The organism is Microcystis sp. LE19-8.1F (assembly GCF_027531715.1).
GTDB classification, from domain to species: Bacteria; Cyanobacteriota; Cyanobacteriia; order Cyanobacteriales; family Microcystaceae; genus Microcystis; species Microcystis wesenbergii_A.
Genome location: NZ_JAPZSO010000115.1, coordinates 1 through 14,708 on the forward strand (window position 1 = coordinate 1; position 14,708 = coordinate 14,708).

14 protein-coding genes and 1 CRISPR repeat array are annotated in these 14,708 nt (G+C 45.1%); of the genes, 5 read left to right on the forward strand and 9 right to left on the reverse strand.

Features of this window, described 5'->3' with window-relative positions; genetic code table 11:
- Positions 1–172 precede the first annotated feature (172 nt).
- From O9334_RS11285 to O9334_RS11295, 3 genes are all read left to right on the forward strand, one after another.
- Entirely contained in the window at positions 173–868 is a 696-nt protein-coding gene (locus tag O9334_RS11285; RefSeq protein WP_288000307.1) for an AcrVA2 family anti-CRISPR protein, read from the forward strand.
- A 289-nt stretch (positions 869–1,157) separates the two neighbouring features.
- Positions 1,158–1,760 (forward strand): nucleotide-binding protein, encoded by a 603-nt coding sequence (locus O9334_RS11290; RefSeq protein ID WP_288000308.1) that lies wholly within the window; start codon positions 1,158–1,160, stop codon positions 1,758–1,760.
- Entirely contained in the window at positions 1,757–1,894 is a 138-nt protein-coding gene (locus O9334_RS11295) for a hypothetical protein (protein ID WP_288000309.1), read from the forward strand. The genes O9334_RS11290 and O9334_RS11295 overlap by 4 nt, the downstream gene beginning before the upstream one ends.
- A 494-nt stretch (positions 1,895–2,388) precedes the next feature.
- Here O9334_RS11295 and ggt read toward each other — a convergent pair whose 3' ends face one another.
- Both ggt and O9334_RS11305 read right to left on the reverse strand, forming a co-directional pair.
- Positions 2,389–4,077, reverse strand: coding sequence for a gamma-glutamyltransferase (gene ggt / locus O9334_RS11300; protein ID WP_238567729.1), 1,689 nt, complete (start codon positions 4,075–4,077; stop codon positions 2,389–2,391).
- 157 nt (positions 4,078–4,234) lie between these two features.
- A complete protein-coding gene (locus tag O9334_RS11305; RefSeq protein WP_045356654.1) occupies positions 4,235–4,795 on the reverse strand; it encodes a tyrosine-type recombinase/integrase in 561 nt (186 codons plus the stop codon).
- A gap of 73 nt (positions 4,796–4,868) precedes the next feature.
- Here O9334_RS11305 and O9334_RS11310 point away from each other — a divergent pair, with 73 nt between their 5' ends.
- Together O9334_RS11310 and O9334_RS11315 are read left to right on the forward strand one after the other, a co-directional pair.
- The gene (locus tag O9334_RS11310) at positions 4,869–5,444 is read left to right on the forward strand and encodes a GIY-YIG nuclease family protein (RefSeq protein WP_288000310.1); all 576 of its coding nucleotides are present in this window, start codon (positions 4,869–4,871) and stop codon (positions 5,442–5,444) included.
- Positions 5,445–5,502: 58 nt separating this feature from the next.
- Entirely contained in the window at positions 5,503–5,796 is a 294-nt protein-coding gene (locus tag O9334_RS11315; RefSeq protein WP_288000311.1) for an HNH endonuclease signature motif containing protein, read from the forward strand.
- Between the two features lie 101 nt (positions 5,797–5,897).
- Here O9334_RS11315 and O9334_RS11320 read toward each other — a convergent pair whose 3' ends face one another.
- The 7 genes from O9334_RS11320 to cas8a1 all read right to left on the reverse strand — a co-directional run bounded on the left by O9334_RS11320 (position 5,898) and on the right by cas8a1 (position 14,702).
- Positions 5,898–6,410 carry a Pycsar system effector family protein gene (locus O9334_RS11320; RefSeq protein ID WP_288000312.1) on the reverse strand — a complete coding sequence of 171 codons (513 nt, stop codon included), beginning with the start codon at positions 6,408–6,410 and terminating at the stop codon, positions 5,898–5,900.
- A gap of 364 nt (positions 6,411–6,774) precedes the next feature.
- Positions 6,775–7,308: an NUDIX hydrolase gene (locus O9334_RS11325; protein ID WP_288000313.1), complete on the reverse strand. Its 534-nt coding sequence runs from the start codon at positions 7,306–7,308 to the stop codon at positions 6,775–6,777.
- A 30-nt stretch (positions 7,309–7,338) separates the two neighbouring features.
- A CRISPR array of direct repeats spans positions 7,339–8,875; the repeat unit is 36 nt; unit sequence GTGATCAACGCCTTACGGCATCAAAGGTTAGTACAC.
- A 252-nt stretch (positions 8,876–9,127) separates the two neighbouring features.
- Entirely contained in the window at positions 9,128–9,421 is a 294-nt protein-coding gene (cas2, locus tag O9334_RS11330; protein ID WP_045356677.1) for a CRISPR-associated endonuclease Cas2, read from the reverse strand.
- Between the two features lie 11 nt (positions 9,422–9,432).
- Positions 9,433–11,109, reverse strand: coding sequence for a type I-MYXAN CRISPR-associated endonuclease Cas4/Cas1 (locus tag O9334_RS11335; protein ID WP_288000314.1), 1,677 nt, complete (start codon positions 11,107–11,109; stop codon positions 9,433–9,435).
- A 497-nt stretch (positions 11,110–11,606) separates the two neighbouring features.
- Positions 11,607–12,302 carry a CRISPR-associated protein Cas5 gene (gene cas5, locus O9334_RS11340; protein WP_288000315.1) on the reverse strand — a complete coding sequence of 232 codons (696 nt, stop codon included), beginning with the start codon at positions 12,300–12,302 and terminating at the stop codon, positions 11,607–11,609.
- On the reverse strand, positions 12,302–13,186 hold the full coding sequence (gene cas7i / locus O9334_RS11345) for a type I-B CRISPR-associated protein Cas7/Cst2/DevR (RefSeq protein ID WP_288000316.1): 885 nt from the start codon (positions 13,184–13,186) through the stop codon (positions 12,302–12,304). Before cas7i ends, cas5 begins: the two co-directional genes overlap by 1 nt.
- Before the next feature lie 34 nt (positions 13,187–13,220).
- Positions 13,221–14,702 carry a type I-MYXAN CRISPR-associated Cas8a1/Cmx1 gene (gene cas8a1, locus O9334_RS11350; RefSeq protein ID WP_288000317.1) on the reverse strand — a complete coding sequence of 494 codons (1,482 nt, stop codon included), beginning with the start codon at positions 14,700–14,702 and terminating at the stop codon, positions 13,221–13,223.
- Positions 14,703–14,708: the final 6 nt, after the last annotated feature.

Below are 14,708 nucleotides of genomic sequence, written 5' to 3' on the forward strand. Positions count from 1 at the left end.
GCACCATGCCATCCTAGATGGGGTTGAAGGGCTTGCTTTAAGGCGCTATACTGATTCATAGGGTTTTCGAGATTAGTGCTATTTCTCATAAAACCCTACTCCCGCCTACTTTTCAAGCTTTTTGTCCTGTACTTAGGATCAAGCCTATCAAAAAGGGTTTGGTTCCTATTGGTTGAGCGAGTCTCTTTTTGATGCTTTCTGCAATAGTCAACTACCCAATACGGTCGGGCAGCTCAAACAGGTGATGCCCTGTGGAGTGTTATTATTACCACCGAAGTTGAAAAATCCCGACGGGCAATCCCTGAAATGGCTCTGTTTTTTTCACCGTTTAGCCGATCAGACCATAGCACCGATCGAAATCATGGGCAGCCGGCTAGAAATCGGGGTGGCCGCCGAGGATACTCTTAGCTGGTTTACCGTTTTTGATGACGGTACTCAGTACGGCGTACATCGATGTTTAAAAGTCGATGAAAACCTTCAACTCGACTATCAAGATGAAAACGAGATGTTCATTGATCGAGACTTGGCTCTCACGGGACTCAATACCGTCCTGGAGACGGAAAAAGAATTTACTGATCGGGTCACGGATTTATTGGTTCAAACTCTTCTTTACCTACAGCAAAAGTCCGATTTCTCGGTCTCGTCAGCCCTATCCCCAATCAAAAACTCTGGCAAAAACCGCAAGTTGACTCCCCATATCATCGGTCGAGATTATCGCATCAGAAGTCAGTCCGATCCCGATGTCCCCACCGACCGTCAGTACCGCACCCATTGGCGCAGGGGTTTTTATCGGTGGCAACCCTACGGCTCCAGAGAACGACCCGATCGCAAACTGATCTGGATCGAGCCAGTTCTAGTTAATGGCTAAACTTTTGACTATTTCTGACCAGCAATCTGGCAATCTGGTTTTACAGAAAATCTGCTTACCAGACATGATTCTAATTTATCTGGTTTTATGGTAATCTGGTTTTACAGAAAAATTTCTTGATCGAGCCGAATAATTCTGGTCTTGTGGCAATCTGGTTTTACAGAAAACCAGTTCACGGAATCGATCCAAATGTGACTGCAATTCTGGTTTTAAGGTAATCTGGTTTTACAGAAAACCTGTTTCCAGGAACAAGGATGAAAAACAGAAAACCAAAAAACCAGAAAACCAGATGAAAATTATTACCGTTACCGGTTACAAGGGCGGCGTGGGTAAAAGCACCACCGCCGTGCATATCGCCACCTATTTCAGCGATCGAGGTCGGACAGTATTGGTTGATGGCGACCCGAACCGCACCGCTCTGGGTTGGGCGGAGAGGGGAAATCTTCCCTTCACCGTTGCCGACGAGCGACAGGCGATGAAGATTATCGGCGGGGCGGATTTCGTCATCATCGACACTCCCGCTCGTCCCCATTCCGACGATCTCAAAGAGTTGGCCAAGGGTTGCGAACTCCTGATCTTGCCCACCGCCCCCGATGTTCTCAGTCTGCAGCCGATGTTGGAAACGGCTAAAGATTTGGGAGACGCTAATTATCGCGCCTTGATCACGATCGTACCGCCACCACCAAATAAGGAGGGGGAAATACTGCGTCAAGATTTAACCGAGGGCAGTATCCCTGTTTTCAAGTCGATGATTCGCAGAACCGTCGGCTATCAAAAAGCCGCTTTAGCGGGTGTTCCCATTCGCAATCTCGATGATGCTAGGTTAAGAGCGGCATGGAAGGATTACAAAGCTTTGGGAGAGGAAATCTTAGCCATATTGGAGGTTTTATGACGGCGGGCAGATACGGCGATTTAATTAAGAAAGCCAGAGAACCAGAAAACCAGAATACCAGTTTAAAGGAACAGAATACCAACTTCCCAGAAAGCCGGAATACTGGTTTACCAAAAAACCAGAAGACCAACTGACCAGAAAACCAGACAGAGCCAGAAGTAAACCTTTGTGTCAAAGTTCCCAAATCTTTGCGGCAACATTGGGCGGCGGAGGCCAAACGGCAGGGAACAACCATGACTGCGGTAATCATGGCGGCCCTTAACGACCGATTTGGTAAACCAGATTAACAGAAACCCAAAAAACCAGCTAACCAGCTAACCAGATAACCAGATAACTGGAAAATTTTTAGATGTTAACTGGGGTTAACCACAGAAACCAAAAACCTACCTAAAGCTTTTTAAAGTTACTCATTTCTGTAGCTAGATAACTAAAATAAGTAACTTTGGCCAGCAATTCTCATTTTGAAACGATTTTGCGTTGTTTCAGCGATCTAGAGATTCGTTAAGAATTATTAACCCCTCTATGTGCAAGGGTTTTAATGTCATGAAACCTTAAAATGAGAATTGCTGGGGTAATTGCCGTTTATATCGAAAAAATGGGGACATTTACCCCGTTTTTGGGTACTTTCTTAAAATCCCCTCGCTTCGCCTGCGTTTCTGCGTTGATCGGCCGCACCAGTAAAGGTTCGGGAGCGATCGACCGCAATCGACTCGGCCGATCCCCATTTCGGAAAAGGTTGGAAGGTATAGCCCCGTTTTTCGAGAGCGGCCACTACCTTCGGAGCGAGCGCGTTCGGTTCGATCAAAACCCGATCGGGCATTCCCTGATAATGGAATCGGGGATAGTTCACCGCTTCGGCAACGGTCATCCCGTAGTCGATCGTATGGGTGATCATCTGTAATACCGTTGTCGGGATGGTGGAACCGCCAGGGCTTCCGGTAATCAGTACCACCTGGCCATTTTTTACCACGATGGTGGGAGACATGGAACTCAGGGGACGCTTGCCCGGTTCAATCCGATTTGCCCGTCCCTGAATTAGCCCAAATTGGTTGGGGGAACCTAGTTTACTGACGAAATCATCCATTTCATTATTGAGTACAAAGCCAGTGTCACCCGCAATCACTCCAGCCCCGAAAGACGAGTTGATCGTATAGGTGACGGATACCGCATTGCCGGTGCGATCAATCACCGAGTAGTGAGTGGTACTATCGCCCTCTCGAATGATGGTTTGATAGAAGGGACGGGGATCTACGGCCTGCTTGGTTGGGATTTTCTCCCGGATGGAGGCAGCGTATTCTGCCGATAGCAGTCGTTCTAGGGGAATCTGGACAAATTTCGGATCGCCGAGATAGGTATTGCGATCAACGTAGGCAAACAACATCGCAGCGAGAAAGCGATGAACCGTATCGGTTGATCGGAATCCCGAAGCTTTGAGATCATAGCCTTGTAGGATATTCAACATCAAGCACACCGTCATCCCTCCTCCAGGTGGCGGCGCGGTCAGGATATCGTAACCGCGATAGGTGCATTGTAGGGGTTCCTGTTCCAATGCCTGATAGGTGTCCAGGTCTTCAGCACTGAGAATTCCCCCCTGTTTCCGACTCTCCGCTACCACCTGCGCGCCGATTTCCCCCCCATAGAAAACTGCTGGCCCGCCGCGAGCAATCTGGGTGAGAGTGCGCGCAAGATTCTTCTGTACTAAACGATCGCCTACCTCGTAGGGTTTTGAACCATTTTTCAGGAAAATCGCCGCCATACTCGGATCTTTTAACTTCTCACCGCTTCTCCGGAGGATTTCTATATCTCCTGTCCCCAGGATAAATCCCTGTCCAGCAAGGGCGATCGCTGGAGCGATGACTTGTTGACGCGAGCGTGTACCGTATTTCTGTAAGGCCAGATCCAGACCTCGCACTGTACCAGGAACCGCCACCGCCAGATAGCCGTTGCGACTGCGGCCGGGGATAATCTCACCATTGCGATCAAGGTACATATTGGCGGTGGCGGCTAGAGGTGCGGTCTCTCGAAAATTGATAAACACGCTTTCGCCGTTGGCTAACCGGATCAGCATAAAGCCGCCACCGCCTAGATTGCCACAGCAAGGCTCGGTGACTGCAAGCGCGTAACCCACGGCAACGGCCGCATCGATCGCATTCCCACCCTTGCGGAGAATTTCCAGACCGACTCTAGAAGCTTCCCCCTGACTGGTAATCACCATGCCATTTTTGCCCACGGCGGTTTTTTCTGGCAGTTGACCGCGCACGTTCTGACTAACGGTGATCGCAAGGAAAAACAAGAGAAACGTGCGGGGAATTTTCATAAGATATTAGAGAAAACGGGTTAACTGTACCTGATAGAGTTCTTTTTTCGTGACCGCGACTGGTATGGTAATGCTCTAGACCTGTGGACTGCATTTCTGCAAGGTAGTCGTCTAATCATTATGACTTGTCTTATCCACAGACTCAGAATACTACTGTTTATTGCCCCAGCAGGTTAACAGCATCCCCGATCTGTTCATCGCTGACCTCTAGGTATCTTTGCAGGACTTCCAGACTACTGTGACCACTTATTTTTTGGATCACCCGGAGCGGCACACCCCGGTTACTCATCATGGTCAAGGCCGACCTACGGAAGCTGTGGGTCGAGACTCCTTTTAGTCCCGCCCGTTCGCAAGCGTTTCTTAGGATCAGGTCGGCACTCGATCTATGCAGGTGTCCTTTTTCTCTAGCGTTGTGGAAGGAAGGAAAAAGGTAACTATCGGGTTGAAATTCTTGCAGGTAAAGGTCGAGGATTTTCCGCAGGGCAGGATTGACGGGGATAGAACGGGTTCCCTTCTTGCCTTTGGTGATGGACTTCCTGAAGGTGATCGTCGTTCCCACATCGTTGACGGTCAGTTGCAGTGCCTCCGATATCCTGCAGCCGGTATGGAAACAGATGCCAAACAGACATCTATCCCGATCGTTATCGAACCCAGCGAACAGACGATCTAGTTCGACTTGAGAGAGGATTTTGGCTTGTCCGTTACCGTTAACTTTCACGATACTTATGTTTTACTCGACAATACTGCACTATCGTCTAGTATAATACAATGCCAGAAGTCGAGGTGGCGCGGTGAAACAATTGAGTTTATTCGTTACGGGTGGCGACGATCGAAGGGAGAAAGCCACCCAGATGAGCAAGGATTTCCTATTCGCTTGGAAGGAGAGGATTGCAGACTATCAACGACAGGTAAGAGAGGGAAAGACGGCGATCGAGCAACCGACTTTATTCGATCTACCGCAGACCACATGGCACACTGCCGATGAGATCGATCCTTTTTCTTTACCGCATCATCCCTCGGACTTCTATCGCCGTCCCGACATCGAACCCCCCGACGATTCCAATCAAGGCTGTCTCTATTTTCAGATCGACCATGTTAGTAAAATCGTACTGTATGTCGGAGAGACGAAGTTGAGCGCCCGCCGGCGTTGGTTGGGTTCCCACGATTGTAAAGATTACGTTCTCAACTATATCGAGTTACACCGCCGCTACGATCTCGATGTGGCCGTTAATGCTTCCTTTTGGTATCATGTTCCACCCACCAAAAAGATACTACAGCAGTGGGAACGGGAGCTTATTTTTAAGTGGCGACCTCCTTTCAACAAGGAGATGTGGGAGTTCTACGGCCAACCGTTCGGGAAACTCTAGCTACCGACAAATGCCGTCGTTTCTGTTAGGATAGACAGTAGCGATCGCTAAAATAGTTATGATGGGAAGAAACCGTTATCCCGATAATTGGGGGGAAATTGCCGCTAGGGTCAAGGAAAAAGCCGGCTGGAAATGTCAGTGCTGCGGAATGCAGTGTTTGCGACCGGGGGAAAATGTCAGCGACCTGACCATTTCCGAACGCTCGATCCGCAAACTGGCCGTACACCACCACAACCGACAACCAGAGGATAATCGCCCCGAAAATCTCATCGCCCTCTGTAGTGCCTGTCACCTTGAGCGCCACAAGTTCCGGCTCGGTTCCGTGTCTATCGGTCAGTTGTCGTTATTTTAGGACGATCAACTTTCCTGTAGGGGACAGACGGGACAACGGGGTCGTGCCGCGGCAAAATCTCGACCCCTCCTACCGATAATCTAACGAGTGTGTATTAGCGTTTACGGGTTTCCGCAAATTGTGTTAATGAATATATTAAACCCGAATAGGATTGCCGCCATTCCTATAAGTGCGTAGGTTTTTTTAATATATGAAGCTTTTCTATGGTATTTTTTTGTTAATTGCTCCTCAGCTTCTATCCATCGGTCAACAATAAATACCCTATACTCTTCTTCATCAGCATAGTAATAATCTCCATTTCGCAAATACGATGGCTGTGGCACATCGCCATCGGCACTGGGCATTAATGCTGCTAAAATAAAAAAAACAGATGTTACCAAACACACTGTAGCACCTATTTTTGTTACTTTAAGCCAAAACTCGCTACTCGCAAGATCCGAAGAAAATTTAATAAGCACTCCATTAGCGGCGAGTAAACCAGCTAATCTAGTGTTTACATTGTCAATGGATCTGCCTAGATTGTTTATTGATGCTTCTGTGTACTCATATATCAGCTTTATATTGCTGGTATTATTGGTATTATGATTCTGTTGTGATTCTTGAGTGTTTGTCATGTCCGATAAGAAATCTAATAATTTAGATAATAGCGAAGGGTCAAAACCCAAAAAGCAACCTCCCCCAACGACACCGAAGCCATCTGGTATGGGTAAAATTCACCGTGATGGTTGTGACACGGACAACATAACTACTGGTTGACCACCTTCACTTAAGGACAAAGGATTCTCGGTAGGGACAAAACGGCGTGAACTTTGCTCTTTAGGTTGTCCATCCGTTAGAGCGCTCGAATCCCTTGATCGTTCCCGCCACCGCATCTAACTTTTACTAGGGGATAATTTTGTACTATAACTTTCTTCCATCGATGGAACCCGATGACTCGATCGCCCCCGTATCTAACCTTTACTAGGGGATAATTTTGTACTATCCTTCGATTTGTTTTAACCACCATTCCAGCAGGACGGCGCGGCATTGTAAGCAGGTGAGGGACTTCAACAAATCGCTGACTCCGATTGAATTAGCGGGATAGGTCAATAGTTCGCCGGTAGATAGGCCGCCGTCGATATCGGCGATAAAACCGTAGAGTTTCTGATTGGAAAAGGAGCTATTGACTGCCCAACCCTCGCTATTTAGGGGAGTTAATCGGGTCACTGCCGTCGCTTCAATTCCTAATTCTCGTTTTAGAGTCATCAACGCCGCCTCGTGATGGTCTTGCTTCTCGGAAATCCGACCACCGGGGAAATCAAGGGTTATTTGTCCCAGTCCGGGGCGATAACTGGGAGCGGGCAGCAGTATCATCGAGTTTTGAACGGGCAGAACGATGACGGAATCAGCTTTTTCAACCCGCCAGTATTCTAATAGTTGTCCTCGATCGTCTTGCAGGTGTTCCCCGATCAGGGTCAACCAGCGACAACGGAGTTCTAAAAAGCGATCGTTTACTGGCCATGATCTTTCCATTTTTGTCTATCTTAAAGCTTAAATATCCGAGTGATCAACGCCTTACGGCATCAAAGGTTAGTACACCTCCTTTTTCTCCTTTTAGCCCTTGAGGCCCGCGATTTCGTGATCAACGCCTTACGGCATCAAAGGTTAGTACACTAAAGGTGATGCAGCTAGGAGTCCGATTATTCCTTGTGATCAACGCCTTACGGCATCAAAGGTTAGTACACCTCTTATCTTTTCTTTTCCCTATAGACGATTAACGAGTGATCAACGCCTTACGGCATCAAAGGTTAGTACACAAAATCATTAGCAATTCAGCAAGTGCAAAATGGGGTGATCAACGCCTTACGGCATCAAAGGTTAGTACACTCTCAGGTCGGAAGATTTTAAATCCTTAAAAAAGTAGTGATCAACGCCTTACGGCATCAAAGGTTAGTACACGAATTCAGGGCAATTAGAGCCAGTTACTCTTGAAAGTGATCAACGCCTTACGGCATCAAAGGTTAGTACACTTGGTTTCTTGAATTGTTTCGATTGCAGTGTCATGTGATCAACGCCTTACGGCATCAAAGGTTAGTACACATCTTGATACTCCTCTTTGTTTAAATCTTCTAGTTGTGATCAACGCCTTACGGCATCAAAGGTTAGTACACTTTTGACAAAAATCGATAATTTCTCTTTCATTAATTCGTGATCAACGCCTTACGGCATCAAAGGTTAGTACACTTTCTTTTTCCAGTCATCAATAGCTTTTTGGATGTGTGATCAACGCCTTACGGCATCAAAGGTTAGTACACTTGGAAATTGCACTAAAATCTTACCTTATCATCCCGTGATCAACGCCTTACGGCATCAAAGGTTAGTACACTGTTTGGTTGACGACGAACTTTTACAGCTTTTTTCGTGATCAACGCCTTACGGCATCAAAGGTTAGTACACAGATTATGGTATTTACCTAGTTTATGTAATGGTCTGTGATCAACGCCTTACGGCATCAAAGGTTAGTACACCACCGTTACTGGTGCGATTTATCTTGTGCAATCGATGTGATCAACGCCTTACGGCATCAAAGGTTAGTACACTCTGTATGGGTTCCCAAAGCTCCTGAATGGGATGGAGTGATCAACGCCTTACGGCATCAAAGGTTAGTACACTTTGAGCGTAGTCAACCGAGATATGGGTAATAAGGTGATCAACGCCTTACGGCATCAAAGGTTAGTACACAGGATAATTTCGATTTTTTTCCACAAAAATTAACTGTGATCAACGCCTTACGGCATCAAAGGTTAGTACACGATAAACGGACGGGCGGGAACGTCTGTCACTGTCCGTGATCAACGCCTTACGGCATCAAAGGTTAGTACACAGTTCGATATTTTGTTAGGCAAGGGGGTGTAGTTGTGATCAACGCCTTACGGCATCAAAGGTTAGTACACCCGTAAATAACTTTTATGTTTGTTAAAATTATTTAAGTGATCAACGCCTTACGGCATCAAAGGTTAGTACACACCTCGATTGTGAGGGTTAAAGTTCCCGTGTATTCCTTGTGATCAACGCCTTACGGCATCAAAGGTTAGTACACGGCGAGGCTGAAAAAGCCTTTGGTGTATAGCTTCGCAGTCCATTTTACAAGCACCTCTAGAAAAACGCCAAGAAATCTTCTGATCAGAGCTTTTGAGTGACAGCACCGAATCTGAAAACCGTTATCCAGTGCGACTTTCAAAAAATGCAAGCAGGAATTGTTCCTTGTCAAACCCTGAAACCGAGACAGCATTAGCAATACAAATAAATTTTAGCCCGTGGATTTTTTCCCAGCCAGAGATGCTTGTTTTTTTTAGATTACCCGAAACCCTTTTTCGTCCAAAAGCCATGTGTCAGGTCGGTTGTACTTAGGCAGATCGCGCACACACTGCTCCGACAGACGAATTAAAATTAAGTCGTCTTTTAGGGTGAGGACTTTTTCCAATTCCCAGCGCAATTTTTCTCGCATTCGCGCACTTAACCAACAGCGAAAAATCGAGTATTGAATGCGATCGCCGTAACCGCCTAAAATTTTGTAAGCTTTACGCCAGCGTTGCGGACAGCGAATATCGTAACAAATTAGATACCAGTGCTTTAATTCTGCCATTATCTTCACCCCTAGCGTAAAATCAGGTGTCCAAATAAACCACTCTCCCCCGACCATTCCTTTTCTAGCAATCGTACCTCTAATTCCAATAAACGGCGATAGGTGAGGGAATAACCGGTAATCGGATGCTTCCATGTTTCTGCTTTCCGTCGTTCGTAAATATCGATAAATTTGCGTCGTCCCGTCTCGCTTAACCATACTTGTTGTCCACGGATTTCAAAATCTCTCTGAATATCCCACTGATAGCGATTAATCGAGGTTATTATGGGCATATCGACCAAAGGAACTCGAAAAACTTCTATCAAATCTAGGGCTAGAGGTGGGGCTTGGGTGCGTGGCTGGTGATAAAATCCTAAAGCTGGTTCTAAGCCGACGCTGAGAATAGAATTCATCACATCTTTGATTAGTAAAGAATAGCCAAAACTCAACAAGGCATTAAATCTATCTTTAGGAGGACGACGGTTGCGACCAGAAAAGAGCATTTCCTCTGGGACATCAGAACCTAGTAAATTGGGTAAGGCTCCAAAGTATAAAGCTGCTAAATTGCCTTCAATTCCCAGTAAAGAGTCGAGAGAATTGATACTAGAAACCTGTTTAAGTAGGGTTTTCATCTGCTTGATTGCCTTTTCCAGAGATTCGCTTTCTCCTTTGCCTTGGCGTTTTCCCCGCATCAGAAACTTGCGCTGTCCCTCCCCCCGGCAAATAACCAATTTCTGAGCTAATTCCAGACATAAATTCTCCTGAGTTAAGGCTCGATATTGCCGGATACGTCGTTGAATGCTACCAGAACGATTATCAATACTAGCGATATAACGACCGCCACCAGAGATAAAATGAATACCGATATTATTAGCGACTAAAAAATGCAGTGCTTGAGTAGAAAGTTGCGAGAAACTGTGAAGAATAACCTGACTAACCTGCTGAATAGATAGTTTTTGGTCAGGTTCATTTCTACGGCTAATTTTTAACTGTTCTCCCGCTCTTCCTATCCTTGTCCCTGGTTCAAGGATGTGAATAACTTCTCGCTCATCGTCTTGAGGGAATAAACGAGCGGCAGACCATTCCCGATTATGAGCGAGACGGGCTTCTTCTGGCAAGCAAACGGGAGCTAAAGAACAACGGGAACAGAGATGTTCATTATTAGTTACGGGGGGACGATAGGGGGAATTTTTTAACTGTTGTGCCTGTTGTATGGCTTCTCTTACCGATTTTCTGCCAGCATCATCTACAGGAATGTGGATAAGGACATTATCGGCATGATAACGAATTCTACCCTCGGTAATGCGGGTATTTAAGGCTATTTCTAGAAGACAAGAGTAGGCGAGAATTTGCAGTTTATCACTTTCCCAAGCTTGCGGCTGATTATTCTCATCTCGATGACAGCGTCCGCGTTTGTGTTCATAAGGAATAGTTTGACCGTCTCGCTGACGTAAAACGTCAATTCTACCCCTTAATCCGAGGTTTTCGTCTTCAAGATAGAGGTCTTGCCATTCTTCTCCTTCTTTCCGTTCGATTTCATCGTGTAACCGTCTTCCAGCAAATACTGCCGCGTCTTGGGTGTAGAGTTCTTCCACTTCTTCGAGATAAAATAGACGGGGACAGTAGGCAAAAGCGTGTAGAGCGCAGACGCGGAGAGTATCTTGGACAGGTTGGGTAAGTGATTCTGGATTAAAGTCGAGCGCTTGCATGATATGTTTTAGTGTAAACTTGCTTGCTTTGCTATCAATTTAACCAGTGACTACGGCAAAAAAATTTCCGCCTTTAAAAGAAAAAAGATTAGGAAATTCTGTCAGCTACAATCCAAACATGGGTATCGATAATCACTGCTCAACATCCCATTTTTCACAATGGGAGCAATAATATCCATTTCATAAATGACACTATTTTTAAGTAACCAGCTAGTTTCACTATTGGAAACAGATACTTTATTTGGCTCTTCTCAAATTTGTGTGATAATTTTTGCTTATGAAATCGTAAAATGTTTAGTGGGAAACACTTTTAGGATTATTTTGCTGAAGAAACTATCAGTATATACCCCGTTTCCACATAGAAACCAGAATATCCTTTATTTTTGATAGCCATTACGATATTATCCAATTAATGGTGACATTATAGCGGGTTTCCCAGAGATGGGTTACTATCCCTTATTAGACTGAAAACCGCTATAAAAAAGAGGACTATAGCTTTATTTGTCTTTTGAGCTTTTCTTTGCTTTCGTTGTAGTTAAAATGGGTGCAATGATGTCAACCAGACACTGATCGCTATATTCTCCCAATGAGAACCTTTGAAAAGTCCCTTGACTCGTATTCCTGTCAATCCAAATAGGCAAACCGATTAAACCTCGATTATCCTTGACTAGCCAACGAATAGCACCATCGGTTTCTCGATAGTTACGAATGCCATTAATCATTGCCCAAGATTCACCCAAACTTAAACCACCAAAGCGCAATATTTGACTAGGTGAAGATAAAGCAATAGCTACCCGTTCTGATAACTTGATACTTGCCATCTCATTGCTAGAGTCAATTTTGAGAGCAATACGCACATCCGTTAGTAACTCTTGAAAATTGGGCTTAGAAAATTGGCTAGTTGGATATACCCCTTCGCCATACTTCTCTACCCGTTTCTTGACTTCACCACCCACCACAAACTTGTGGCTACGCTGCTTACGCACAATTCGAGAAATCGGTGAATCATTGCCAAGAATACCAATTGCCAACCTCACCCCCAGATGAGCCGATATATCCTCCTCACCCACTAACGAGAGCAAAAATCCGTAGAGTGTTGATGGTGGCGGATAGAGATAACTTTCCTTAAAATCTCTTGCAAAGCTACGGGGAAAACTGGTGCAAGGACACTCTAGATAGAGCAAATCATCCATTAGGCTTTTACCCCCTTTAACTCAGCTAAACGCTTTTTAGACTCAGCGATCGCCTCTTTGACACCACGATGCACCGTCACACCCAAATTTTGTAACTGCTCACCATAGGGAGTATCGGCAATTTCACCCGCCACGATTAGCTCATTGACATCAATGTCTTTAACCTCAACCAAGCGCACAAGTTTTGGACAGCCAACGGATTCTCCCACACGCTTAAAGCAATTCATAATCCAAGGACTAGGATCATCGGTTAGGCGAATCACAACAGACTCGGGACGAAACTCGTAGAGGAAGCGGGAATGATTGCCCCCCACATGACGAATAGCTGCGATCGCATCTAAAACAATATCGGCACGCTCAATCTTTTTCAGGCTTTCGGGTGTCAGCGCAACGGAATATTGATAAGCAGTGCGGTGTACCTCAGTGCTGTGAATTGAGGTTTTACCCTTCTGACCACCAGTTGAACCAAAAGCAATATCACCCCAATAGGGATCGAGACTAATTGCACGACTCACTTCTAAAACTCCTCGCCGTTTTTTGGTTGCATCTTCATTTTCCGAACCTTTCTTGGCATCCATATAACCAAAGAGATCATCATCGATAAATGCCACAGGATTATAAGTTGCCCCCTTCTTGTCCTTCTCTCCCTTAAGATGATATTTATCCTCATCTGCGTCAAAAGTGCGGTTCACTTCTGCTTCACAAGTATTTTGCAAATACTCACGCAAGCCCCAGCGAATCGCCTCAGCACTTACAGTTGTATGCTGATCGTTGCCGCAGGTAATTTTTTGCAAGGTTGAAAGGGTGCTGCCGTCACCTTCGCCACGATTATTAGCGGCGATTGCAGTGGGGGTAACGACAGTAATAAATAAATGCTTAGACATGATCGAACTCCTTTGTTTTGAATACAGAAACTATTTACAAACTTTCTTCGTAGCCTTCATCATCTGCTTCAACGACAGAATCAGAATCTGGAATCTTTACTAGCTCCTCTTCAGAATTAGCATCCCCATCTTTTTTCTTGCTTTGGTAAGTAGCTATTGCTAACATGGTCAAGTCACGGGCTTTGCGCCATTCTTCACCATGAATCCAAGCATAGATTTCTCGACCTAATCCCCTAGCCGCTTTGCTACGAAATTGGCTCAAGAAATCTACAAGAGCAGTTGCAAATTCCTGTTGGGTGCTAGGGCGTTGTAAACGGTGAATCACCTTGTCTGTAACTTGTGCATAGTCCAGAGGGCGACCCTGTTTAGTTGCTTGCTTGATTTGTCCAACTAGATAAACACTAAATGCTCCTTGTACGGAGTCAAATAGAGTCTGTTCGTAAGGTTGAAGGTGTGATGTCATAGCAATTAGTCCTTTTCTTTCATATTTAATGTTGTTAGAGGGGGATTTACGAAACTCATAAAACTTGGTGTACCAAGTTTTCCCATTGACCAAATTTTCGGCAATCCAAGGCAATATTTTTGATATGTCTAACCAAGAAACACCTTTATCAGTTACTTTGACCTTGCTGGGGAATAGCGAGATCGCACTTTGGTAAACAGATAAAACTTGATGGGATGATCGAACACGGTAAACTGCCTGTTTTAGTCCAGATTGGTTGCCATCCCAAGGTTGTTTACCAAGTTGATAGACCTCGCAATATTCGACTTTTTGCAGTTGTAAGCTGTCTGCTAAAGCTTCTTCTAGTAAAAGTCTTAAACCAGCTTCACCCGCACTTGGTGAACGAAAGTCACGGTAACTACGATTACTAAGTTGACGACGACGATTAATCCAAGACTTTAAATCTTTTACTTCGGGGATTACTAGAGCATAGCGCCCATTTTGCAGAAGGTAGTAGTTACAGGCGATAGGCAAAAAAAGTAAAGCGATAAAACCACTAGGTGATTCTTCATACTCACCGTTAATATAACACTCAACTAGCCCCGGCAAGTGATGTCCTTTGATGGCAATTGAGCCATTAAACTTATTTTTGCTATTAAAAGCACCTTTAAAATCTCTTAAGTAATAGCAGTCAATCATGTCTCTGTGACTAACTAGAATCTCTGGCTGATTGTCCTCTACTTTAAAAGGAATAAGTCTTGCTGTTTTATCTAGGGTTCTCTGTTTAGAGTGCTGTAAAAAAGTCGATGTTACTCCTTGACTAAAAGTATATTTCCCTTGCCCACTCAAATTAAGTGCAGGTACATTTAACATCCCTGAGTCAATTTGGTAAGCACTCTTAATTAGCCAATCTAGTGCTTCCTTATCATCGCAATCCCAGTTCAAAGTAACTGTGTCTTCGGATATTTCCCAAGAGATAGGAGCATCATCTATTTCAAGAGTGGATAATACTAGAGCAAGCCCTGCGATACCTGCACGATGAGGTAAGAGGGTATTGGGGTCAAAAATAGACAACTCGAA

Bases quoted from the DNA above. Each gene is read 5' to 3' on its own strand.
- O9334_RS11290 (WP_288000308.1), top strand. From the start codon at position 1,158: ATGAAAATTATTACCGTTACCGGTTACAAGGGCGGCGTGGGTAAAAGC.
- O9334_RS11295 (WP_288000309.1), top strand. From the start codon at position 1,757: ATGACGGCGGGCAGATACGGCGATTTAATTAAGAAAGCCAGAGAACCA.
- ggt (WP_238567729.1), bottom strand. From the start codon at position 4,077: ATGAAAATTCCCCGCACGTTTCTCTTGTTTTTCCTTGCGATCACCGTT.
- O9334_RS11315 (WP_288000311.1), top strand. From the start codon at position 5,503: ATGATGGGAAGAAACCGTTATCCCGATAATTGGGGGGAAATTGCCGCT.
- O9334_RS11320 (WP_288000312.1), bottom strand. From the start codon at position 6,410: ATGACAAACACTCAAGAATCACAACAGAATCATAATACCAATAATACC.
- O9334_RS11325 (WP_288000313.1), bottom strand. From the start codon at position 7,308: ATGGAAAGATCATGGCCAGTAAACGATCGCTTTTTAGAACTCCGTTGT.
- cas2 (WP_045356677.1), bottom strand. From the start codon at position 9,421: ATGGCAGAATTAAAGCACTGGTATCTAATTTGTTACGATATTCGCTGT.
- O9334_RS11335 (WP_288000314.1), bottom strand. From the start codon at position 11,109: ATGCAAGCGCTCGACTTTAATCCAGAATCACTTACCCAACCTGTCCAA.
- cas5 (WP_288000315.1), bottom strand. From the start codon at position 12,302: ATGGATGATTTGCTCTATCTAGAGTGTCCTTGCACCAGTTTTCCCCGT.
- cas7i (WP_288000316.1), bottom strand. From the start codon at position 13,186: ATGTCTAAGCATTTATTTATTACTGTCGTTACCCCCACTGCAATCGCC.